A 23,598-nucleotide genomic window follows, 5' to 3' on the forward strand; every position below is an offset into this window, starting at 1 on the left:
AGGAGGTCACTGATTTGGAAATCGAGTTATTAAAAAAAATCGGTTTGTCCGATCTGGAAGCTCGCTGCTACTTGACATTGTTGGAAGATCCAGGGCTGTCTGGTTACGAAGTTGCAAAGCGGGTATCAGTTTCACGTTCAAACGTCTATGCAGCACTGCGGTCATTAACAGACAAGGGCGTTTGCCGCGTCATAGAGGGCGATCCTACACATTACGATGCTGTCCCCGCAAACCAACTAATCAAATTTCTTCAGCAGGATTTTGAACTGACAGCGAAGCAGCTACTCACCTCACTGGAAGTTAGGCCTAGTAAAATCCCTGCTTTTTATAACCTTCAAGGCGACCGTCAACTGGAGAAGGCGATTCAGCGGGTCATCGCGAACGCAGAGACCTCGATTGTGGTCGATATTTGGTCAGAGGATCTTCAGAGGGTGGAAGATGCCCTGCTGGATGCAGAACAACGCGGTGTAAAGATCACGGTCATTACCATAGGCCAATGCAATACCCTTTTGAAGCAGGTAATAGAGCATAGCCGGGACGAGAATTGGCCGGGCGAGCAGGAACGGAAATTCTCCGTCCTATGTGATTCCCATCAATCCATTATCGGCAGCTTCGGCGGTGATATCAAGTCGACAGCTTTGGAAACCAGCCATCCAGCTGTTAGTGAAATGTTAAAAAATGCTTTTTATCACGATGCGGTCATGGAACAAATTGAAAGGGATTTCGCGGAAGAACTTCGCGCTAAATATGGTGAACATTATAAAGAGATCGTTGATCGTTTGCTTAAAACTTCAGGGTTAATCAGATAATTTTTTTCGGGAATTTTAAAGTAGTATTTATAAACACTACCAAAAGGGGTGTATTTTTCATGAATCTGAATGATCTGTCTTTCTGTCAAAAACTCGTCCGTCAAGCCGGCACCAGCCTTCATTCCCAATGCCATAGCAATCCAAGTGTCCAGCCTCCTTCCACAAGAGAAGCAGCTTTTCAGACTTTTGAGAAAGCCAATAAGCACGTAGAGTCTTTTTTGAAAGAGTCATTGGCTGGGCGATTCCCCTCTATTCACTGGTCAGCTTCCGAGTTCCGGCCTGAACAGCAGCAACAGCCAGAATTCAGGGGAGAGTACTGGATCTGTGATGCCATCGATGGGGCTCTTCATTTCATACAGGGCTTCGGTTTTTATTCACTATCGTTATGTCTCATTCGAAATGGCACCCCTGTTTTGGCCATTGTCTACGATCCAGAGCGTGAAGAATTGTTTCATGCTGTTACGGGGCAAGGCGCCTTTTTAAATGATAAACGGATTCAGGTTGCCTCCAAAACCAAATTGGGCGACACTTACGTCACAACCTCCCTGCCATCCTTTCCGGCAAAGGAACCGGAGTGTGCTGATATCGCTATAAGGTCTGCTGCTAGGTTGACGATGAAAACTTTTGCTGTAAAAATGCTGGGCTCAGTTAAACTGCAGCTAGCATACGTAGCTTGCGGCAGACTTGACGGCTATTGGGAATTCGGGAGTGAGTATGGAGATTATTACGACTGGCTGCCTGGAACGTTTATCGTCCAAGAGGCCGGGGGTACGGTAACCGATTCAGCAGGCAGTCCGTTTACTTGGGGATCAAGGGGCGTCATTGCATCGAATCAAACACTATCAGCGGAGTTGATTCGAGAGTTAGCATCAGTTTAAGGTTTACTTTCTGATCGGTTTAGGCGGGGCGGGTGACTTCGATTGTCTAATTGGAGCTGCGAAGTTTTGACTTCGGCCTGTCCCAATCTAGGCTCCCACTTTAATAGTTTCTAACTTTCCCCGCAGTCACTTATCCAAACCCCTTAACGATTCCCCCTTAGCCCGCTTTTTTCCCCCTTCCATTCACTGCACGAAGAACGTCTCATTAATTTATGCCCAACAATGATTCTTTTCACTGGTTCATGGCTATTTTCAATCATTTGAATTAAGCTTTTTACGGCTTGGCAACCGAGTTCAAAAATATTGATGTCAACTGATGTTAATGGCGGTTTAGCCATTTCTGCTAAAAGCACATTATTAAAACTGACAATGGAAAGATCATCTGGCACAAGGACACCTAGTTCATCGAGAGTATTTAAAACACCCAATGCCATAAAATCATCCGCCACAACAAGAGCCGTTGGAGGATTTTCCAATGACATTAATTCGCGAACCGCTTCCTGACCTCCTTCTCTTAAAAATTCCTCGTGTATGACGTATTCGCTTTTGAGTGCGATATTGGCATTTCTTAATGCCGTTTCATATCCCAACAGGCGTTCCACTGTAACCATAAGGTCCTTACTCCCGCCAATAAAAGCAATTTTCTGATGTCCAAGCTGAAGTAAATATTCCGCAGCCTCCTTCATTGCCCGAAAATTGTCATTATCCACATGGGTAATTTGTTCAGCATTTTGGGAGGGCTTACCAATTACTACGAAGGGGAAATCCCTTCTCTTTAAATAATTGATCATTTTATCCTCTACCTTTGAATGAAGCAGAATCATTCCATCCACCCTTTTTCCTTGCACCATGTTGACGACCCCTTCAAACGTCTCTTTTTCAGACTTACCAGTGGTCATTTGCAGGGAATAGTTCTCTTTACCGGCCCCTTCACTGATCCCTTGTAATACGGTCGGAAAAAAGGGGTTCTGAAAGACAACATCACTTGCACTGGGCATGACTAGTCCAATCGTTTGGGTTGATTGACTGGAAAGGCTCCTGGCATTCAGATTTGGATGATATCCTAATTCTTCTATTGCTTTCCGTACTTTTCTTTTTGTGTCCTCGCTGATTCGAGAGCTATTAGCTATCACCCTGGAAACCGTTGATGGAGCGACATTAGCATGTTTAGCCACATCCTTTATCGTAATCGCTATGGTCCTTCCCTCCCCTCTAAAAAAAAAATAGTAGTAGATATCTTTTATTTTAATGTAAAAGACATCGCTTTATATAAATTATTTGCTTGTCCCACGGACTATTTTCATAAAATTCAGATTCCTATCCATATTTTTATTGATATCTATCAAGAAAGGAATATAATTAAAAATGAAATTATTTCGTGAAATCGTTTGCACAAATATACTCCCGCTACCAAAGAAAAACCACTAACTTTTGTCCTATTTTATGCAAACGTTTTCCTAAAATAGAAGCAGATGAAAGGAGGGTTCATAGAGATAAGGTCTGATAGGCAAGGATCTACTAATAATTAAGTAAAGGGGAAATAAAGTTGCGAAAAAACGGAAGAACAATCAGTTGGTTTTCCATTTTGCTGCTTTTACTAAGCTTAGTCTCACCTTTTGGAATGACCTCAAAAGCAGATACACTAGTAAATACTGGTCCTGTAGTAAATGCTGACAGAACCGTTACGTTTCAATATCAAGGTGACACCTCGACAACATCGGTTCATTTAGCCGGTGATATGAATGGCTGGAGTTTAACGGCCAATCCAATGATCAAAGATGCCACTAATCTTTGGAGCTTCACGACCCCCGCCTTATCACCAGGGAAGCACCAATATAAATTTGTTCTAAACGGAAGCAATTGGATTACAGACCCTCAGAATCCAAATCAAATGAGCGGCAATTCTATTGTGTATGTTCCTGGATTCTACGCCATTACAGCCGACAGCCAGATCCAGCAAGGCGCAACCACTAATGTAACAGCTTTAGGGCTAAAGGCTGATGGAACAGATGAAACATTGACCGGCGTTACATGGGGCGTTTCCCCAAGCAATGCCGCAACCATTGATGCCAACGGAGTCTTGACAGCCAATAAGCTTCAGGATGGAGTCAGCAGTCTCCCCATTACCATCACAGGTGAAAAAGACGGGGTTAAAGTAACAAAAGGCGCAACCATCGTTCAGACTCTGACAGAGCAGCCTGGCGGAAAACAAGTCGTTCTGGTTGGCGACATCCAATCAATCGTGCAAAAAGCAGCCTGGGACCCTGCTTCTTCGGTAACAAGAATGCTATATCAAGGAAACGGGTTATATAAAATCACCTTAAAAAATATCCCGTCAGGAAACTATCAATACAAAGTAGCTTTGGGCGGCTCATGGGCTGAGAACTATGGTGCCAATGGTGCCAGCAATGGCGGGAATATCCCATTAACTGTTCCACAGACAGAAGATGTCACTTTCTACTACTCAGATACCACACATTTAATCGTTGACTCCACCACGTACACTGCAGCAGCCCCTGTGTTATCCGGAACTGGCCTTACAACAAATCCGACTCTTATGGACTATAACTTAACAGGTGTTTACAGCACAGTGATCCATCTTCCAGCAGGAAATTATAATGACCTAGTGATCAAGGACGGAAATAAGACGGTAAAAATGGATCCATTTACTGTGGATACGGCCAAAAATGTAACGATCAGCTATGATATTGCGACCGGCATTGTTTTTAACGACCTTTCAAACATCAAAGTCAGTACGGCCGATCTTTATTTTAATTCCAAGGATTCAGTATTTAAGAGCATCTACGGCGCCGTTCCGACTGGCAACACGGTTACCTTTAACCTCCGCGCTAAAAAGGATGATTTAACAAAGGCATTTTTAGTCTTAACAACACCATCCGGTACGCAAGTGATCGATATGCATAAGAACGGAACGTTTAATAAGGATACGAACCATCAGTATGACAGATGGACCGCAGACTATTCCTGCGACACGTTAGGCTTGTACCAATATTATTTTGCTGTGACAAACGGTTCTGATGTGAAAGCCTATGGGGATGATGACGGTTATTATGGCCCAGGTATGGCTGGAGATCTTGGGAAAGTCGGCAAGTACGACATGAATGTCTATGATCAAAACTTTAAAACACCTGATTGGCTGAAGAACGCTGTGATTTATCAAATTTTCCCTGACAGATTTTTCAACGGGGATACAAGCAATGATTTTGCCCAAAAGATTGCCAGAGGAAGCACCCCTTACGAATTCGAGAAGAATTGGTATTCCATCCCTGAAGATCCTGCCATAGAATTCACAAAGGACGCGAACGGAAAAACAGTCGTGGATCCAAACTATAAAGCGAATATTGGAGACGGCATTTTCAATAATGATGTGTTTGGCGGGGACCTGAAGGGAATCCAGGACAAGCTGAACTATTTAAAGGCATTAGGGGTTAATACCCTGTATCTAAACCCTATTTTCGCATCCAGCTCCAACCACAAATACGATACAAGAAATTATACAGAAATAGATCCAATGCTCGGCCATATGGATGATTATGTAAACCTTGTCACTGCCGCCCACAAAATGGGGATGCACCTCATTCTTGATGGCGTCTTTAACCATGTCTCTGATGATTCCATTTATTTTGACCGTTATGGAAAATATGTACAGGCAGACAAACCGATCGGCGCCTACCAATATTGGTCACGGGTATATGACCTATTGAATACAAACGGCGGCATGACCCAAGCCCATGCAGAACAGAAAGTTCAGCAAACCTTAAAGGCGCAAGGCATCACAGATTTCCACTATAAAGACTGGTTCCTGATTCAAAATAAAAAAGTTCCTTCCATAGATGTCCCAAATACAGAAGTGTATTATTACGGGGGCTGGAACGGAAATGAAAGTTTACCAGAAATTCAAGCTTTAAATAACTCAGAATACACTGTTACCTCATGGGCAAATGAAGTATTGGACGGACCAAATGCGGATTCGAAGTATTGGCTGCAAAAAGGAGCAAACGGCTGGAGATTGGATGCGGCTGACAGCGTCTCCGACGATACGTGGAAGCACTTTAGACCTGCTGTGAAGGCTATCAATTCTGATGATGTCATCATCGGTGAAATTTGGGGAGATTCCTCTAAATATCTTCTTGGGAACATGTTCGATTCCGTCATGAACTACCGCTTCCGAGGTGCAGTTCAGGAATTCGTTACAGGCTCTGCAGATGCTTTGACAGCTATGAACGATTTAGAAAAAATGCGAGAACAATATCCAAAAGAAGCCTTTCTTTCCCTTATGAATCTAGTAGACTCTCATGATACGGAAAGAATCATTTCCGATTTGGACGGCATTGGCAGTAATCATGCTGTTGCTTCCGCTCCATCATCAGCTGCACTTGCCAAAATGAAGCTGGTTCCTTTCATCCAAATGACCTATCCAGGAGCCCCTACGATTTATTACGGGGATGAAATCGGCATGCCGGGCGCAACCGACCCAGATTGCCGAAGACCTATGACATGGGGGAAAGGAAATAAAGATTTAGTTATGTGGTATGCAAAGCTAGCAAACATCCGAAATGCCTATCCAGTCCTAAGAACTGGCGACATCGTGCCGCTTCAAGTAGACAGCAGCTATACCAAGGATGTTCTTGCCTATACGAGAAATGATGATAAGAATCATGCTGTAGTAGTGGCCAACAGAGCAGCAACCACTATTAGCAGCCTCAAGCTTCAGGTTTCTTCTATTCCAGATGGAACCACCTTGGTCAACGCTTTAAATAAAAGTGAAAAATATACAGTTCAACGGGGGACCGTAACAGTGGATGTTCCAGCGCAATCCGGTATCATTCTAATGGCGAAATATTCCTCTGTACATGTAAATACAGAGAGTTTAAAGGATGCCTTTGATGCTAAATTCATCGTTCCCGATCGTATTGAGCCAACAGGTGTGACTATCAATCCTGCAGTAACATTAGGTGTCGGCCACCAGATCACCCTGATTGCAAATGTGACACCAATCCATGCAACCGTAAAAGCAGTCACTTGGTCCTCTAATAACGAAAAAGCAGCAAAAGTGGATGCGAACGGAATCGTAACAGGTGTTGGGGAAGGCAAGGCGGTCATCACTGTCACAACAGTGGACGGCGGCATTACCGCAACATGTACCGTCACTGTTAAAGGGGATTCGGTAAAAAAAGAGTAGCAGGGTAACGAAAATGAAATTTCTATAACGAAAAAAGCACCTTGGCTACAATAAAGAGACAAATGGTATTTCTAGACAGGGACAGTTGAAGCCAGAGTTAAGTAACTTGGAATGGCAATTTTCTTATAAAGGAGATTGGGCGTGATCCTAATCTCCTTTTGTTATCCGTTCCTAAATTGTTAACAAAATATTCATATTTTTTCACTGGATTCTTGATGATTTGCTATAAAATGAGCTTATTAATCGTGAAAGGAAGTGACTTATGTTTCTTAAGTGCAGAACTGAATCAGTGGAATTAGTAAAGATGCGCTATTTAAACACCCGAATGGCGTTAACTCCAAAAGAAAGGTTTAACTACCAAAACCTTGAAAAAGGCTACGAGGGAGAAGTGAAATTTGATAATCTGGCTGAAAATATTCAGGAAGAAAGGTATATCTTAAATGATTTACTTCTTGAAGTAAACAACTCCTTTTTCCAAATTGATACGGTTATGATTTCACAGGCAGTCATTCATCTCTTGGATATAAAAAATTATGAAGATGATTGTTACATAGAAGGCGATGAGCTGCGTTCCGTAAAAACCGGACGGGAATATAAAAATCCTGTTATTTCATTAAATAGAAGTGCTAATCTATTTCGACAATTTCTCCAAAACCTCAAACTTAATTACCTAGTCGAAGCCTCCGTTATCTTTATCAACTCTAATTTCACCTTATATCAAGCTCCAATGAATATGCCTATAATTTTACCAAATCAGATCAATCGTTTTATAAATGATTTAAATAAAACTCCCTCTACATTGAATGAAGGGCATAGAAGACTAGCTCAAACATTGATTTCAATTCATCATACTAAAAATCGATTTGCTGTAATCCCTGCATACCAATATGAACAGCTGCAAAAGGGCATTTATTGCAAAACGTGCAAATCCTTTATGATGTCCGTAAAATATTATGACTTTGTATGCGGAAATTGCGGTGAGCTCGAAAGAATCGAGCATGCTATTTTGCGGAACGCAAAGGAATTTCAATTGCTATTTCCTGAACGAAAACTAACTACCCAAAGTCTCTATGAGTGGTGCAATGTAGATTTAAGTAAGAAGACATTTCGCAGAGTTTTAAAGAAAAACTATACCTCGGTTGGAAAAACATTGGATACTTATTATAAATAATCTATATTAGTTTTAAAAGTTATCTAACTTCGATGCTCTTTGACTGCTTTAGTTAATTGGTTTTATCTTGTCTGAAGGTCATTTGTATTTAGCCAGGATACTGTTTTTATATGAATTGCCCCTGTTTGAAATTGGAAACAATTCGGACTGGATTTCTCTGCTTCCCCTGTTAGCTTTCCGTATCTAGCATCTATTCGGACTGGGACACTCGGTTTCTCCTCTTAGCTGTCCTTATCCAGTATCTATTCGGACTGGAACGCTCGATTTCTCCTCCTTGCTGTCCGTATCCACCTTCTATTCGAAAATGGCGACTTGGTTTCTCCTCCTCCTTGCTGTCCTTATTCAGCATCTATTCGGACTGGTGCGCTCGGTTTCTCCTCCTTGCTGTCCGTATCCAGTATCTATTCGGACTGGAACGCTCGATTTCTCCTCCTTGCTGTCCGTATCCGCCTTCTATTCGGACTGGTGCGCTCGATTTTTCCTCCTTGTTGTCCTTATTCAGCATCTATTCGGACTGGTGCGCTCGATTTCTCCTCCTTGCTGTCCGTATCCGCCTTCTATTCGGACTGGGACGCTTGGTTTCTCCTCCTTGCTGTCCTTATTCAGCATCTATTCGGACTGGTGCGCTCGATTTCTCCTCCTTGCTGTCCGTATCCGCCTTTTATTCGGACTGGGACGCTTGGTTTCTCCTCCTTGCTGTCCTTATTCAGCATCTATTCGGACTGGTGCGCTCGGTTTCTCCTCCTTTCTGTCCGTATCCGCCTTCTATTCGGACTGGGACGCTCGGTTTCTCCTCCTTGCTGTCCGTATCCGCCTTCTATTCGGACTGGGACGCTCGGTTTCTCCTCCTTGCTGTCCGTATCCGCCTTCTATTCGGACTGGGCAGCTCGATTTTTCCTCCTTGTTGTCCGTATCCAGCATCTATTCGGACTGGTGCGCTCGATTTCTCCTCCTTTCTGTCCGTATCCGCCTTCTATTCGGACTGGGCAGCTCGGTTTCTCCTCTTAGCTGTCCTTATCCAGCATCTATTCGGACTGGTGCGCTCGATTTCTCCTCCTTGCTGTCCGTATCCGCCTTCTATTCGGACTGGGCAGCTCGGTTTCTCCTCTTAGCTGTCCTTATCCATCATCTATTCGGACTGGTGCTCTCGATTTCTCCTCCCTGCTGTCCGTATCCGCCTTCTATTCGGACTGGGCGGCTCGGTTTCTCCTCCCTGCTGTCCGTATCCGCCTTCTATTCGGACTGGGCAACTAGGTTTCTCCTCTTAGCTGTCCTTATCCAGCATTTATTCGGACCGGGACACTCGATTTCTCCTCCTTTCTGTCCGTATCCGCCTTCTATTCGGACTGGTGCGCTCGATTTCTCCTCCTTTCTGTCCGTATCCGCCTTCTATTCGGACTGGGCAGCTCGGTTTCTCCTCTTAGCTGTCCTTATCCAGCATCTATTCGGACTGGTGCGCTCGATTTCTCCTCCCTGCTGTCCGTATCCGCCTTCTATTCGGACTGGGCGGCTCGGTTTCTCCCCATAGCTGTCCTTATCCAGCATCTATTCGGACTGGGACACTCAGTTTCTCCTCCTTTCTGTCCGTATCCGCCTTCTATTCGGACTGGTGGGCTCGGTTTCTCCTCCTTTCTGTCCTTATTCAGCATCTATTCGGACTGGAGCGCTCGATTTCTCCTCCTTTCTGTCCGTATCCGCCTTCTATTCGGACTGGGCAGCTCGGTTTCTCCTCTTAGCTGTCCTTATCCAGCATCTATTCGGACTGGAGCGCTCGATTTCTCCTCCCTGCTGTCCCTATCCGCCTTCTATTCGGACTGGGCGGCTCGGTTTCTCCCCATAGCTGTCCTTATCCAGCATCTATTCGGACTGGGACACTCAGTTTCTCCTCCTTGCTGTCCTTATCCGCCTTCTATTCGGAATGGGCAGCTCGGTTTCTCCTCTTAGCTGTCCTTATCCAGCATCTATTCGGACTGGGACTCTCGGTTTCTCCTCCTTGCTGTCCGTATCCGCCATCTATTCAGACATGGCAACTCGGTTTCCTCTGCTAGCTGTCCGTACCCGACCTTGTTTAGGACATTGGTCCAATTCACCTAACCCGTAATAAACCATATTGTTTATGTTTAAACTAACAAGTAGCACATTATTTAATACATCTTCTTGAAGGGAATATTTTTATGGGTTATAAAGGAAGAACAATTGCCATTTTATTCGTCATAATTTGCGAATTTATTTTTACTTTTTTAGATATACAACAACATAATCAGGTCACTTCCTTCGAAATAAGTTTGACAGTTCTAATACTGATCCCCATGTATTTCTTTGGGCTCCAGTATGATAAAGCACGATATTACGCCAATGAATTAAAAGACCTCTTTGAAAACAATCATATTATGCTTTGGAAATGGGAAAGCAAAACCAACTCAGCCATTGTATCCAGCGGCTGCGAACAAATATATGGATTTAGCAGTAAGGATTTTCTAAATGATGGTCTCTTATGGTTGAAGGCCGTTTACAAAAAGGATACAAAAATTGCTCAGGAATTTGAAAAAGAAACACTTCAGGGTAAAAGCTTTTCCGCACAGTATCGAATTGTGGATCAAAGCGGGAAAATAAAATGGATCCAAAATATGGCTGACCCTGTTTTTGATAAGACTGGGAAATTCATCAAAATCAGTGGTGTCACCATCGATATCACAAAGCAAAAGGAACAGGATATTAATTATAAAAATTTAATTGAGGTTTCCCCTATTGCCATGATGATTTTAAAAAATGATGAAATCTTAAATATGAATAAAGAAGGCTTAAAATTAGTTGGGGCCGATTCGTTGGAACAGGTGATCGGCAAAAAAGTGAATACCTTTTTTCCTGAAGAACAGCAAAATATCAATCAATTATTATTAGGAGAGCAAGACGCCTTGCCCTACCATGAATATAAATTAAAAAGAACGAATGGATCTATTGTTGACGTGGAATCAACAGGGATTAAAACGATTTATGATGACGAAGAAACGATATTGGTGGTATTGAAAAATATCACCAAAGAGAAAAAAATGAAATTGAAATTGAAAGAAGCGGAAGAGAAATATCGCAGTATTTCAGAAGAATCACTGGTCGGAGTCTATATTTACGCAGATGGAAAAATCACGTATATCAACAAAGAAGTAGAAAGAATTCTTGGATACTCGCGGGAAGAAGTGCTCGAGATGGATGTCCTTGAATTGTTTGTTGAAAAGCAGCATGCTCTTGCAGCTAATAATATTGAACGATTGCTTAACACGGAGACCCATTCCTTGACGGAAGATTTATTAATAAAAACGAAATCAGGAGAAATACGAGACGTTGAAATTAGGTCAGTTGTTACAACCTTCAACAATAAAAAAGCGATCATTGGAACCATCATCGATGTCACAAACGAAAAAAGAGTGGAAAATGAATTAAATATAGTGTTACAAGAGCTGCAAAATATGGCCTTTCACGATACATTAACAGGCCTTTTAAATCGAAATTCTCTTAATAGATATTTAGAAGAACAATTACAAGTCCTAAATCCAATAAAAGATTCTCTATCTATTTTATTCATTGACTTTGACCGGTTTAAGAATATTAATGATACGTTAGGCCATAAGTATGGAGACCTAATGCTCCAAAAAGCCTCTGAAATTTTAGCATCCTGTGTTAACAACAAAGAACTGGTTTTTCGATACGGAGGGGACGAATTTGTCATTGCGTTAAACAAAACGAACGCTTCCGAAGCAGAAATCATTGCACAAAATATCATTGAAAAGTTTTCAGACAGTATATTTTTAGATGAAATCGAAGTATTCACAACCCCGAGTATCGGAATAAGTGTCTTTCCACATGACGGAGGTAATACGGAAGAATTAATAAAAGCAGCTGATTTGGCCATGTATTTCGCCAAAGAAAGCGGTAAAAACAATTATAAGTTTTTTAACACATCCATCGGAGAAAGAATAAATAGAAGTAGTGTGATTGAAAGAGAATTGAGAAAGGCATTGAAGGAAAAACAATTTATTCTTTATTTCCAACCCAAAATAGATCTTAAAACCAATCAAATCATTGGCTATGAATCATTAATCCGCTGGAATCATCCGGAAATGGGCATGATCCCGCCAAATGATTTTATTCCAATAGCCGAAGAAACTGGTTTAATCGCCAAATTAGGTGAATGGGTTTTAGAAGAAGCTTGTCAAAAAGTACAAGAACTCGGCAGGCAACTTCCCATCGCCATCAATATTTCAGTAAAACAATTTGCAGATGTCAATTTCGTGAAGAACACAAAAGAAATCATTGAAAAAACTCACTGCCATCCGTCTTTATTAGAATTCGAAATCACCGAAAGTATCATGCAGGACGTGTTTTCGAGCATAAAGATTGTGAAAGAACTGAAAGAAATGGGCATCAAAATTTCCATGGATGACTTCGGAACAGGCTATTCCAATTTAAGCATTCTAAATGAAATGGATCTCGACATATTAAAAATAGATCGCTCTTTTGTAAAAAAAATGACCGATAATGAAAAATCTCTTTCACTCGTGAAAACCATTATCACTATGGGCCATAGTTTAGGATTTGAAATTGTGGCAGAAGGAATTGAAACATTAGAACAGCTGGAATTATTAAAACAATTTGAATGCGATATCGGACAAGGCTACTATTTTAACCCGCCACTGCCATTTAATGAAATTATGAAACAAGACTCTTTCAACACCTGAATCATCTTCAGGTGTATTTTGTTTTCCACTGTTATTCATTCTTTAGCATTTTGGCAAGTTCAATTAGTGCTCCTGGCTCCAGAATGCGATAACTGCGTCCTTCCTTTTGCAAAAAACCTTTATCACAGAACTGCGCAAGGACATGCAATAAATGGCGATAGGATACTCCTAGAAAGTCGCAAACCATGACGTGTTTTTCTTTATAGACCTCTTCATCCGCTGTTTGCAAAATGAAATCTGCCAATCGATTTTCAAGTGGAAAGGCAAGACTTTGCGAATACTTTGCTGCCATTTGAGTGGCTTTAACACTTAAGAACTTGGTCAGTTCCCTTAGGAAGATCACATCTTCCAGCATTTGATCACGGCAGCGGTGAAGCGGCAAAGCCAAGCAAATAGTCTTCGTCAAAGCTTGAATGCCTTTTGTATAGTACACCTCATTTAATAATTCCATTTCCCCAATATAGTCATTGGCATTGATAAAATTAATCAAGGAAACTTTCCCATTCTGGTGCGTTACATAAATTTTCGCTTTTCCTTCCATGACATAAAATAAAAAATCCGGCCGCATACCTTCTTGAATAATCCACTCATCCCGTTTATACTCATGCACTTCGATCAACTCTTCCACCGGAAAAGAAAATAAATGGGCAATGGAGTGTTCTTCTAAATAGCGCTGCTTTTTCTTATTTTTATAAATTTCCATCTTTCACCTCAAAAAAATATGAGATATCTCCTATTATTGCACGGCTCTCCATGTTATTCTGCAAACATTGGAGGGATTTTGAATGAACTCACAACGCTGGATGAGTCGGCAATTTTTTTGTTTTTTTATGACTTGGGGCATCTTTCTTCCCTATTGGACGGGGTGGATGATTCATACAAAAGGAGTTACGATTTCTGAAGCCAGTTTGATCATGAGTTTGGGACTGGCTGCACGAGGACTTTCCACATTAGTGGTGTTTCCTTATTTTTCAGAGAGATTCAGCAGTAAAACGTTACTAAATGGGATGGCCTTCGGTACCTTGCTTGCCATTCTATGCTGTATTCCGGCAAGTTCCTTTGCCAGCTTGCTTGCAGCAACGTTACTTTTGCATATTTTCTACCCAACATTAATGCCTGCTTTGGACAGCGCAGCGGGTGTCCTTGTGCAAAGCAATCAATTGAAACATTACGGGAAGAGCCGTTCTTGGGGATCGATCGGGTTTGTGGCGGCTGGAATGGTCTTGTCCATCTTTACAGGAGCGCTTGGTGATCACGTCATTTTATGGGCATTATTACTCGGTACTGCTGTTTTTGTGGTCCTTAGTTTAACGCGTGCACCCGTTGTTTTATCTGAAAAGCCGCAAACAGATCCTGCAAAAAAAGGCGGGATGATGAAATTATTTCATATTAAACACTTTGGCTTGGTGCTTGTCATCGTGATTTTACTTCAGGCTGCACACGCGGCTTACTACAGCTACGGCTACATTTTTTTACAAAGTATCCATGCACCGAAATATTTGATTGGTGTGATTCTGAACATTGCCGTACTCGCTGAAATCCTGTTCTTCACCATCGCGGATCGCCGCTTTCATTCATTTTCAGTTGGTACTTTACTGGCGCTTGCTGCCCTTGGTTCAACGGTAAGATGGATATTAGTGTTTGCCTTTCCGAATGTCATCGTTTTCTGTCTTGCCCAAACATTGCATTCATGCTCATTTGCGATGGGGCATTATTCCTTTATGAAATACTTAATCAAACACATCCCCCATGCGCAAATTCCTAAAGCACAAGGGATGTATTCCGCACTGGCCCTTAGCTGGAGTACAGCGGTGTTCACGATTTTGGGCGGCTATTTATATGAAATCGAGCCAAGATACGCCTTTATCGGAATGATCATTTGCACCATTCCATCTATGCTGCTGGCACTGGTATATCGGAAATGGGAGAATAAAAAAGAAGCAGGTGCGGTCCAATTAGCCCGATGAAAATCGCGTGTACGAACTCTTTCTAAAAATGCGGACACGATCGAGTTTATAGACTGCACTCCTGTTCTACGATCTCAATCAGCTGCTTCAATTGCTCTACACTTTGGTTTAATGAAAGAGAATAATAGCGCTGGGTGCCTTTTTGTTCAATTTTGACGAGATAGACATCCCGCATGATTTTTAAATGATGAGAAATTGCCGGGCGCGATAAATTCGACTGCTCGGCTATTTCATTTACACTTAACGGTTCCCGTTCTGCCAGCAAAAGAATAATATCCTGCCTGGCAGGGTCACTTAAAGCGTTAAACAATGGTATACACGATCTAAATACATCAATAGCCTGTTTCGATGACATAACTTATTTGATCTCCTTGTTAATAGAAAATTACTTTTCACGTGCGACATATTTTGCGATTTTAGCAGCAAGGCTCCTTGGTAAAAATTTCGCACTATAGGCACCTGCCTTATTTAATCCACCTGTAATAACAACTCGTTTCCCGCTCATCATGGCTTCATAACCTTTTTGAGCCACGATATCGGAGGACATGGCGTTGCTGAACATTTTTGTTCCTTCGACATTGGCTATTGAAGCAAAATTCGTTTTCGTTGCACCGGGACAAAGGGTTGTAACCGTGACTCCGCTTCCGTTTAACTCTTCCACTAATGCTTCTGAAAACGATAGAACAAAAGCCTTTGTAGCATAATAAACGGCCATTAAAGGCCCCGGTTGAAAGGCCGCCGTACTCGCAACATTCAAGATTCTTCCGTGATTCTTCCGTTTGAACCCAGGTAAGAAATAATAGGTCAATTCTGTTAAAGCAGTAATGTTTAACTGAATCATTTCTGTTTGTTTATGGATGTCTAATTCATCAAACTTGCCCATTAACCCAAATCCAGCGTTGTTCACTAAAATATCGATATCGATCTGCTTATCTTCCATTTCCCGAAATACTTCTTTTGCCGCTCCCGCTATGCTCAAATCTTTAGCAATGACCGTCACTTGAATATTAGAGAATGTCTGCTTAATTTCCTCCAGTTTTTGTTGATTCCTTGCAACCAAAACCAGATCAAAGCCATCTTTGGATAACAATTTGACAAATTCATATCCTAAACCGCTGGTTGCTCCTGTAATTAAAGCTGTCTTTTTCACACACTCAGTCCTCCATAATGGAATTATAAAATTTATTTTCGGAAAAATCATGTTATGATCTTTAAATGTTTAAACGTTTAAACATATAATAATTGAGCGCTTCTATAGTGTCAACTTTTTTATAAATTACCTGGGCAATTCCGTTGTACGAAGTAACCGGGATTTCTGACAATTTTTTTCTTTTCTACGATCTATTGTTTGAAGTAGACGGAATGGGTTGTCACTCCTGCAACCGGAGCATATTTCATTTAGTCAAGCAATTTGATTTATGTTCGCAAAATCGATATATAGCTTCATTGTTACTTCTCCTTTAAAATAAAGGCTTAATCCATAATAGATTAAGCCTTTTTCTTGTATTTACTATTCACTTATAATCTTTAGTTTGGTGTCCAAATCAATGGATGGAATATCTTTATTTTCCAAATATAATGTTCCCGGCAGTTCTGGGGATGTAGATCCGTCAAAACGAAGGGTTATATGGCCTAATGTCGTTAGGTTTCTTTGAACGACATCACCTACCGATGTAATGTTAAATTTTTCACCATTGATAAAGAGCTTTTGCCCTGCTTGGATCTCTCCGTCTGTCCCAACAACATCAATGTTATAGCAAAAATCCTTAAGTTCTTGAGGTGCTTCATCACCGAACAAAATAACCATCTTTTCTTCTAAAAAAGAATCTGCAAGTGTACCTATGCTCTTGATTTTGCTTTCATAAATTGTTTTCATACTAACTGGCATCAGCTCTCGTTTTTGCCGCGCCTACCTCCAATACTCTAAATTCATGTAATAAGTATAGTTCATTCTCATTGTAAAAAAAGTGACAATCAATCGATTTTTTTAATGATAAAGTCCGAAACTAGCCAGCCATGCCACAATAACCCTCGGCACCCCTATTAAGAACCTGGAGTACAAGACCGATGGCACCCCAACCTCAACCGTTTCAGCCTCGGCTTCTGCAAGACCTAATCCTACTGGGATGAAGTCACAGGCATTTTGTGTATTGATCGCAAACAATGCAGGCAGTGCTAAATGCGGCGGCACATTGCCCTTGCCGATTTCAACACCAATGAGTGTTCCGATTACCTGTGCGATGACAGCACCTGGTCCAAGTAAAGGAGATAAGAATGGCAGCGAACAAATAAAGCCGATCAAGACTAATCCCCAAATATTCCCTGCAAGTGGCGACATCAATTTGGCAAATACATTCCCAATTCCTGAACCTTGGATGATTCCGATTAGTAATGAAACAAAAGCCATGAACGGAATGATCGTATTAATCATGGTCTGAACGGCATCACGGCCTGCCTGATAGAAGGTATTAATTACCTTTCCAGCACCAAGGCCGAACTTTGTGATAATACTTTTATTTTTACTTGCAGCCAAGGTTTGTGAAATTTTCTTATCCGCACTATATTTGAAATCCCTTTCAGGATCTTGAATTTTTTCAGCCGATGCCGCTGTCTGGGCCTCCGCACCATTCACCAGCTGTATTTGATCAACATCAACAGCGGACACATAGATATCCTCTGTTATAAATTTAGCCAATGGCCCGCTCTTGCCTGTTGGCATAATATTTACGGTTGGAATTCGTTTTTGCGGATAAATTCCGCAGCGTAATGTTCCCCCGCAATCGATAATGGCCAGGGCAATTTCTGTTTCTGGAACTGAGGTTTGGAAACCATTAACTGGTACAGCCCCGGTAAGCTCGGCTATTTTATCCACGATTGCCGGTTTGGCACCGCCGCCAGTAATATAGACGATCTTATTTTTTTCTACAGTGGGGGTGACCGTTAAGGGGCCTCCGAAACCGCCGCTGCCTTTGACAATTTTAATCGAACGATATTCTGTCATCTTTAACCCTCCCCTTTTTTAATGATGTAATTTCACTTCAGTTTTTAATTTTATTCCTTGTTGTTTCTCAACAACTTTTGTCGTAAAGTCCGTAATCCATCCAGCGAAGAAGTTCATAACCAAACCGACCAGAAGATAACGGACGGCCAGTTCTGCCGGGTTTAAACCAAGTTTTTCAATCCCCGCGGCGATTCCAAGGTAAATAAAGAGTTCTCCAGGATTGATATGTGGAAATAAACCATTACTGGTGTGACAGAAATACGCACCAGAGGCATAATAACTAGGCTTGTATTTTTCTGGTAAAAAACGTCCTAATGACAATGCCATCGGGTTACCCAGCATAAACGATCCGATAAAGGGAAGGATCAGATATCTTAAGAGAGGATTTCTCGCTGATGCCATTGCCAGCCTGTTAATCCGTTTTTCTCCAATTAATTGAATTAGTGTGTTCATGGCAACCATTAATAAAAGAACGACTGGAACAATTCCTTTCATCCAAGACAGGAACGTCCCTGCACCTGTTTGAAACAGCTTCATAAAACCTTGTGCCAAGTGTACGATGATCTCCATTTGTTCTCACCTCTTAAATTTATTTTTTGGCTGATGTAACTCGTTCTGCTTTAAGCATGATGTTTTTAAAGAGACTATTCTTCTCTGGAATTTCTCCACCGCTCATGATCGTTTGGTAATTTTGAATGGCATCAAGAATAGCTAATTTTAAAAGCGTATTACAATGAGCGAAATCTTTCTCCGTAAGTGTTTTCAGATTTTTATTCTCAAATCCATTTAAATCCTTCACTTGGGCCATGACCGTGACACCTTGAAGTTTCTTGGCCTTCAGAATTCTTCCGCTGTCGGTTACGGCAAACATGACAATGGTTCCAGCCCGAATCCTCCCAGGCTTCTTGCCAATCGCCACTTTTCCGATTCTCCTTAACTCTGCATACGCTTTCGAAAAATGCTGGATTTGTAGAAAACCTAGCCCCGCTTGCACGATAAACGCCCCGGCAATAAGAATAATAATGATAAAAACTTGCATAATTCCACTTCCTAAACGAATGATTGTTTATAACCTGATGGCTTGTTCAAGATGCTTCGATAGTGCTTCGAAGCTGGCTGCATTAGCCAATTGATCAATAAGCTTTTTATTGGCTGCGATTCGAATGATTTCATCGTAAATTTTTACTAGAAGACTTGCATCATAATCTGTTTCTTCTGGAATTCCCAGGAGAAACACCAATTTGATTTCTTTCCCATCTTCTAGGATCTTTTCAGGAAAAACGCCTAGTGCCAGCTCAATTTTATTGGATTGATGATTGACGGTATGCGGCAATGCAATGTATTGGTCAAATACCATTGAGCCCTTTTCGGCCCTTGCTTTTAACCGCTCGCGAAAGTCCTCATCAAGGTATCCCTTCTGTGTTAATTCGTGAATCATCACATCCACATTTTCCCGATAACTTTTACGGCTATCCAAAATGAAAAACTTCTGTTCATTTGTTAATAGCTTGACAATAGAATGATGATCTCCTGCATCTTTTAGTTTGAACTTCCGCAAGTAGGCCACTCGTTCAATTTGCTGTGAAACGCGACTTTCATCAAAAATTTCGTTTATCGTAATTAAAGGGGCGTCCGATTCAAATAGCAGTTTAACAGTGGAAAAAACAATATCATAGCCGGTTAAGCGTTCTTTCGTGACTTCCGATTCTGAAAATATATCAATCTGAGTATTCTGATTCAGCACCTTTTGAAGCTGCATAGCGATCAATTTGGCCGTACCCCTGCCAGTGCCGCAAATAACAGCTACATGCTGGATTCGTTGAACATTCACCTCATTCTGAGCAATAAAAACCCCAAAGTAGAAGGCGATGTAACCAAGCTCATCTTCTGAAACCATTAAACGATATTCTCTTTCAATGACCTGCCCTGCTATTTCAGCCATTTTATAGGCAACCGGATATTTTTCCTTCACATCTGTGAGCAAGGGATTGTTAATTCTCACCCCAAACATCAGGCGATTTAACATAAAGGTCAGGTGAAATTGTAAATCCTCAAAAAACCCTTTATTTTCAAAAATAACATCCTTTTCGAACCCGACCTGTTCCAATATCAAACTCAAAAGATGTTTTACATCATCGGTAATAGTAATATCAGCTAAGGACCGATTGTTAGTAGGGGTTCGTCTGCCGGCAATCGGTAACGTGATAAATAAGATCTCCGGCTGAGGAATCGAGATGGGCAGTTGCTTTTCAATGGCCCTCGTAATAGCTGCTGCATACTGATAATCTTTTGTGTCAATCAGCCTATTGAGATTCCGATTTATCTCCATAAGAGGATGACCTTTCAAAAGACGATCCAGCATGACAGTGACATACTGCATTAACCGATTTTGTGTGGTCGATTCCAAATCATACTGATTGGCAATTTTGTTGATTTCCTCTTTAATATCATCATCAAGCGGATAACCACTATATAAATAATCATAGACATTATCCATAACAAAGAAGCGCAGGTCCATTTCATTGCCGCTTAAATAGATGCCTCTATTTTGTATTCCTTTAATTGATAAATGATAGGACTCTAAAGCGACCGTTGCTTTTTTCAATTCATTGACCAGTGTGGTCCTGCCAATATTCATTTCAAATGCCAATTCATCCAGAGTAATGACTGTATCACTATTTACTAAGCGGTCAATGATAAAGGCAAGCCGGCTTTGGGGTGAATCTTGCAGATTTTTCTGTGATTGAAATTTTGTCATCAGGTCCTCAAATAATGGTTCATCCTCAATCGACCAGCGGTAGCCCTTCCCTTTTGCATTCACTAACCATGCAATGCCCATTAAGTCGTGGTTTAACTGCTTAATATCATTACGGACAGTTCTAGTGCTAACCCCTAATGATTCTGCCAAATTCTCTAATGAACAATGGTGCTTTTTTCGAGTGAGTTCAATTATTTGGACCATTCGCTCATTCATCATAAAATCTGGCATTCCATCACCACCTTCTTATTAAAACGAAACCGCATTTTTAAAGCTTCTGTTACACTTAGATGTCACTATTCGTTCCAATCAATTGGTAAAAAATTGCGTTAACACAGCCTTAAAAATGAGTTTTTTCGTTAATTATACATGAGCCGGTTCTAACCGCGTGATTTTCCGCCTGAAATATTAAGTGTGGTTCCTGTAATATAACTTGAACGGTCAGAAGCCAGATAAGAAACCAGCTCAGCCGCTTCATACAATTTCCCTTCTCTTGCTAAAGGAATCGATTTACTGTAATCTGTGGCTAACCCATCGACTGTAACGCCCCTGGTATACGCCAAAGCCTCATTGTATACCTCCGTTCTTAGACCTGTTGCTTCCATGATCCCTGGTGCAATGGCTACAACGCGGATATTGTATTTCCCTAACTCTTTTGCCCATGCCCGGGTAAAGGAAATGACCGCTCCTTTTGTGGCAGAATAGCAGCTCTGGCCTGCTGATCCTTCTTGACCCGCTTCAGAAGCAACGTTTATAATGACACCTTTATTTTGCTTTAACATTTCTTTGGCAACCGCTTGTGCACATAGGAATGGTCCCTTTTGGTTAACTGCAACCATAAAGTCAAAGTCCTTCTCACTTAACTCATACTCCGGTCTTTCTCCTTTAACATCCACTAAGAGCCTTGGAAGGTTGATCCCAGCGTTATTTACTAGGATGTCCACTGTTCCAAACAATTCCAATGTTTTGGCCACCATATTGTCTACGCTTTCTTTTTTGGTCACGTCACATTTCAGTAGATAAAAGCCATCTTCTTGTAGGCCATCTTCAACATTTACATCAGAAATGACAACTTTTGCTCCATTTCTCAGCAGTTCACCTGCTATTGTTAATCCGATTCCAGAGGCACCTCCTGTCACAATTGCCACTTTTCCCTCCAAGCCTAGCCATGATTCACTCACAACAATCTCCCTCCAATTTCTTTATTTAACTATCTATTGAATACGATTTCATTATAAGAAATTTCACTTTTAGGATTAATACACTCTTTTTCACATGAAATGGAAAAGGGCTGAATTTATAGGGATTTCAACCACTGAAATATGGAAGTAGTTTTGAAGGATGGTAGGGGGGCACCTGATTTTATATAAAAAGAGCCTGTCTCTATGAATCGAGACAGGCTCCCATGAATTTTATTACGCGGTTTTTGATGAACATAAAAGAATATCTGAAACCAGCAATTCTTAATCGACGTTCGCTTCCCTACTTTATTCCTGTACTTTAACAAAATAATGTCTCATCGATTTCGGGATTCCTTTTAATTCCAAAACACCGGTATAAATTAAATACCTGAGCCGATATTCCAAAAAGACATCAAAAACGGGCTCATCTACTGAGTACTTGACCTCCAAAATCACCTTGCCTGCCCTAATAAAGTCCTTCTTACCTTCCTTACGATGAATTTGATCAATGGCCCTCAAAATGTGCGGGTCATAATACGACTCTTCCACCTCTTCTATCCTTCCATTGCGCCACACCCGTAGAAGGCTAGTTGTTTGCGCCAATGCCTCCCAGTCATTCTGCAAATGAACCCGCTCATCATTCGATAATAGTTTAGCTGCTTTGCCTTTTTCAAATAGAAGTTTTAACTGTTCCGGATGCAACTCACTAACCTGACAAGCTCCAAGCTCATTAGAAATTTCTGTAACATTTAATAAAATGACATCGTTTGTTTTATCCTTTAATAAATGAAGGATAAAACGCAGGCTGGTTTGTTCATCGCTATTATTTCCGGTCCATAGATAGATCGGCACATCCTCTGGTATATCCTCTATCTCCAAAAGCGTATTAGAAAAATGATTTTCATAATAATAATCATCTGACTCTAAATTGATATTTTCATTGAACCATTCGAACCGATTATTTCGCCCAATTTGATGGTCCAGCTGTCTTAATGGCCCTATTGAAAAATAGCCGTCAAAACCGATCACTTTATTAGGCCGTTCCATTCCAACCCTTACGGATCCAGCTGCAGTTTGAGACGAAACAATATGTACAGGGAGGTTATCCCGCTTCTTATGCTTTTGAATCAGTTCATTGATTTTTTGGACCATAAGTCTCTGGTCATTCCCATTTATAAAATAGCCCCGCCCTACCAACGGCTCCCATTCTTCGTGATGAAAGGTCTGGAATTCTTCTTTATGATGTAATTCATACGTTTGCCATTCCCCAAATCGGTATAGATCAGTTACGTTTAAGTACCTTTTCGTTTCAATTTTATAAACAAATACGACGTTCGGTTCCATAAAAAAATAAATATACGGGAACTGCTCTCTCGTTTTCATAGGATTCAACTCCTTCTAGTCATTCGTCAATAAATATTCCATAAATTGGTTGGGAAATCCTTTTTTAGAGAGTGGCAATAGTGCTTTCGACCAGAAACATGTATAGGGTGGGAAACCTGCACCACCCTAATCGTTTTCATACCCTTCTCCTATAAGTCCCCTGCTTATGTTGCAGGCGGGCTCTCAGCAGGATTCACATGATTTGTTTCTGTAATTGCATCAAGAGATGCTGGAGAAAGCCCGTTTGCCGTTACCATTGACAGTGCTTCTCCTCCTGTGTCTGTGTTTAATAGGGTAGCAGTTTCGATTTTATCAAGTAAGAGTTCCATGACAATTTTGTGCTTAATGATTAACCTTACTAATCTTTCAATCTCGGCTGGAGTACCGATTACAGTGACCCGCTCCAGCGCTCCTGCCAGTGCTTGCTCCAATCTTGCGAGGGCCTCACGAATAGGATCGGCCATATTTTTAACTCCTTCCCTTCAATCGTTTCTTCCATCTGCCAATTGGCATT

At 41.3% G+C, this 23,598-nt stretch carries 18 protein-coding genes; 6 read left to right on the top strand and 12 right to left on the bottom strand.

Going from position 1 to position 23,598, the window contains the following annotated elements:
* The first annotated feature begins 14 nt into the window (after nucleotides 1-14).
* Nucleotides 15-809: a TrmB family transcriptional regulator gene (locus tag HPT25_RS05040; RefSeq protein WP_217269633.1), complete on the top strand. Its 795-nt coding sequence runs from the start codon at nucleotides 15-17 to the stop codon at nucleotides 807-809.
* Nucleotides 810-868: 59 nt separating this feature from the next.
* Complete coding sequence (locus HPT25_RS05045) at nucleotides 869-1,687, top strand: inositol monophosphatase family protein (RefSeq protein ID WP_173060836.1); 819 nt, start codon at nucleotides 869-871, stop codon at nucleotides 1,685-1,687.
* 143 nt (nucleotides 1,688-1,830) lie between these two features.
* Here the strand turns inward: HPT25_RS05045 and HPT25_RS05050 are convergent, their stop codons facing one another.
* Entirely contained in the window at nucleotides 1,831-2,883 is a 1,053-nt protein-coding gene (locus HPT25_RS05050) for a LacI family DNA-binding transcriptional regulator (RefSeq protein ID WP_173070892.1), read from the bottom strand.
* 350 nt (nucleotides 2,884-3,233) lie between these two features.
* Here HPT25_RS05050 and HPT25_RS05055 point away from each other — a divergent pair, with 350 nt between their 5' ends.
* The 3 genes from HPT25_RS05055 to HPT25_RS05065 all read left to right on the top strand — a co-directional run bounded on the left by HPT25_RS05055 (nucleotide 3,234) and on the right by HPT25_RS05065 (nucleotide 12,794).
* Nucleotides 3,234-6,890, top strand: coding sequence for an alpha-amylase family glycosyl hydrolase (locus tag HPT25_RS05055; RefSeq protein WP_173060839.1), 3,657 nt, complete (start codon nucleotides 3,234-3,236; stop codon nucleotides 6,888-6,890).
* A gap of 289 nt (nucleotides 6,891-7,179) precedes the next feature.
* Nucleotides 7,180-8,061, top strand: a complete 882-nt coding sequence (locus tag HPT25_RS05060) for a nuclease-related domain-containing protein (protein WP_312857269.1) — start codon at nucleotides 7,180-7,182, stop codon at nucleotides 8,059-8,061.
* Between the two features lie 2,174 nt (nucleotides 8,062-10,235).
* Entirely contained in the window at nucleotides 10,236-12,794 is a 2,559-nt protein-coding gene (locus tag HPT25_RS05065) for a GGDEF domain-containing phosphodiesterase (protein WP_173060845.1), read from the top strand.
* Nucleotides 12,795-12,825: 31 nt separating this feature from the next.
* On the opposite strand, the gene yeiL is transcribed toward HPT25_RS05065, so the two are convergent.
* Nucleotides 12,826-13,497 (bottom strand): transcriptional regulator YeiL, encoded by a 672-nt coding sequence (gene yeiL, locus HPT25_RS05070; protein ID WP_173060848.1) that lies wholly within the window; start codon nucleotides 13,495-13,497, stop codon nucleotides 12,826-12,828.
* A gap of 82 nt (nucleotides 13,498-13,579) precedes the next feature.
* Between yeiL and HPT25_RS05075 the strand changes: the two genes are divergently transcribed.
* Nucleotides 13,580-14,761, top strand: coding sequence for an MFS transporter (locus HPT25_RS05075; RefSeq protein ID WP_173060851.1), 1,182 nt, complete (start codon nucleotides 13,580-13,582; stop codon nucleotides 14,759-14,761).
* Between the two features lie 46 nt (nucleotides 14,762-14,807).
* Here HPT25_RS05075 and HPT25_RS05080 read toward each other — a convergent pair whose 3' ends face one another.
* The 10 genes from HPT25_RS05080 to HPT25_RS05125 form a co-directional block, all read right to left on the bottom strand.
* Nucleotides 14,808-15,116, bottom strand: a complete 309-nt coding sequence (locus tag HPT25_RS05080; RefSeq protein ID WP_173060853.1) for an ArsR/SmtB family transcription factor — start codon at nucleotides 15,114-15,116, stop codon at nucleotides 14,808-14,810.
* A 30-nt stretch (nucleotides 15,117-15,146) separates the two neighbouring features.
* Nucleotides 15,147-15,911, bottom strand: coding sequence for an SDR family NAD(P)-dependent oxidoreductase (locus tag HPT25_RS05085; RefSeq protein WP_173060856.1), 765 nt, complete (start codon nucleotides 15,909-15,911; stop codon nucleotides 15,147-15,149).
* Nucleotides 15,912-16,271: 360 nt separating this feature from the next.
* The gene (locus HPT25_RS05090) at nucleotides 16,272-16,637 is read right to left on the bottom strand and encodes a PTS glucitol/sorbitol transporter subunit IIA (protein ID WP_173060859.1); all 366 of its coding nucleotides are present in this window, start codon (nucleotides 16,635-16,637) and stop codon (nucleotides 16,272-16,274) included.
* Between the two features lie 111 nt (nucleotides 16,638-16,748).
* Nucleotides 16,749-17,762 (bottom strand): PTS glucitol/sorbitol transporter subunit IIB, encoded by a 1,014-nt coding sequence (srlE, locus tag HPT25_RS05095; RefSeq protein WP_173060861.1) that lies wholly within the window; start codon nucleotides 17,760-17,762, stop codon nucleotides 16,749-16,751.
* An 18-nt stretch (nucleotides 17,763-17,780) separates the two neighbouring features.
* A complete protein-coding gene (gene srlA, locus HPT25_RS05100) occupies nucleotides 17,781-18,332 on the bottom strand; it encodes a PTS glucitol/sorbitol transporter subunit IIC (RefSeq protein ID WP_173060864.1) in 552 nt (183 codons plus the stop codon).
* Nucleotides 18,333-18,351: 19 nt separating this feature from the next.
* On the bottom strand, nucleotides 18,352-18,801 hold the full coding sequence (locus HPT25_RS05105) for a transcriptional regulator GutM (protein ID WP_173060866.1): 450 nt from the start codon (nucleotides 18,799-18,801) through the stop codon (nucleotides 18,352-18,354).
* Nucleotides 18,802-18,828: 27 nt separating this feature from the next.
* Nucleotides 18,829-20,751, bottom strand: coding sequence for a BglG family transcription antiterminator (locus tag HPT25_RS05110; protein WP_173060870.1), 1,923 nt, complete (start codon nucleotides 20,749-20,751; stop codon nucleotides 18,829-18,831).
* Nucleotides 20,752-20,900: 149 nt separating this feature from the next.
* On the bottom strand, nucleotides 20,901-21,701 hold the full coding sequence (locus HPT25_RS05115) for an SDR family oxidoreductase (RefSeq protein ID WP_173060873.1): 801 nt from the start codon (nucleotides 21,699-21,701) through the stop codon (nucleotides 20,901-20,903).
* Between the two features lie 306 nt (nucleotides 21,702-22,007).
* A complete protein-coding gene (locus tag HPT25_RS05120) occupies nucleotides 22,008-23,084 on the bottom strand; it encodes a DUF1835 domain-containing protein (RefSeq protein WP_173060876.1) in 1,077 nt (358 codons plus the stop codon).
* A 164-nt stretch (nucleotides 23,085-23,248) separates the two neighbouring features.
* Complete coding sequence (locus HPT25_RS05125; protein ID WP_173060879.1) at nucleotides 23,249-23,548, bottom strand: hypothetical protein; 300 nt, start codon at nucleotides 23,546-23,548, stop codon at nucleotides 23,249-23,251.
* Between the last annotated feature and the right edge of the window lie 50 nt (nucleotides 23,549-23,598).

This window comes from Neobacillus endophyticus (genome assembly GCF_013248975.1).
In the GTDB taxonomy this organism is placed as follows: Bacteria; Bacillota; Bacilli; order Bacillales; family Cytobacillaceae; genus Neobacillus; species Neobacillus endophyticus.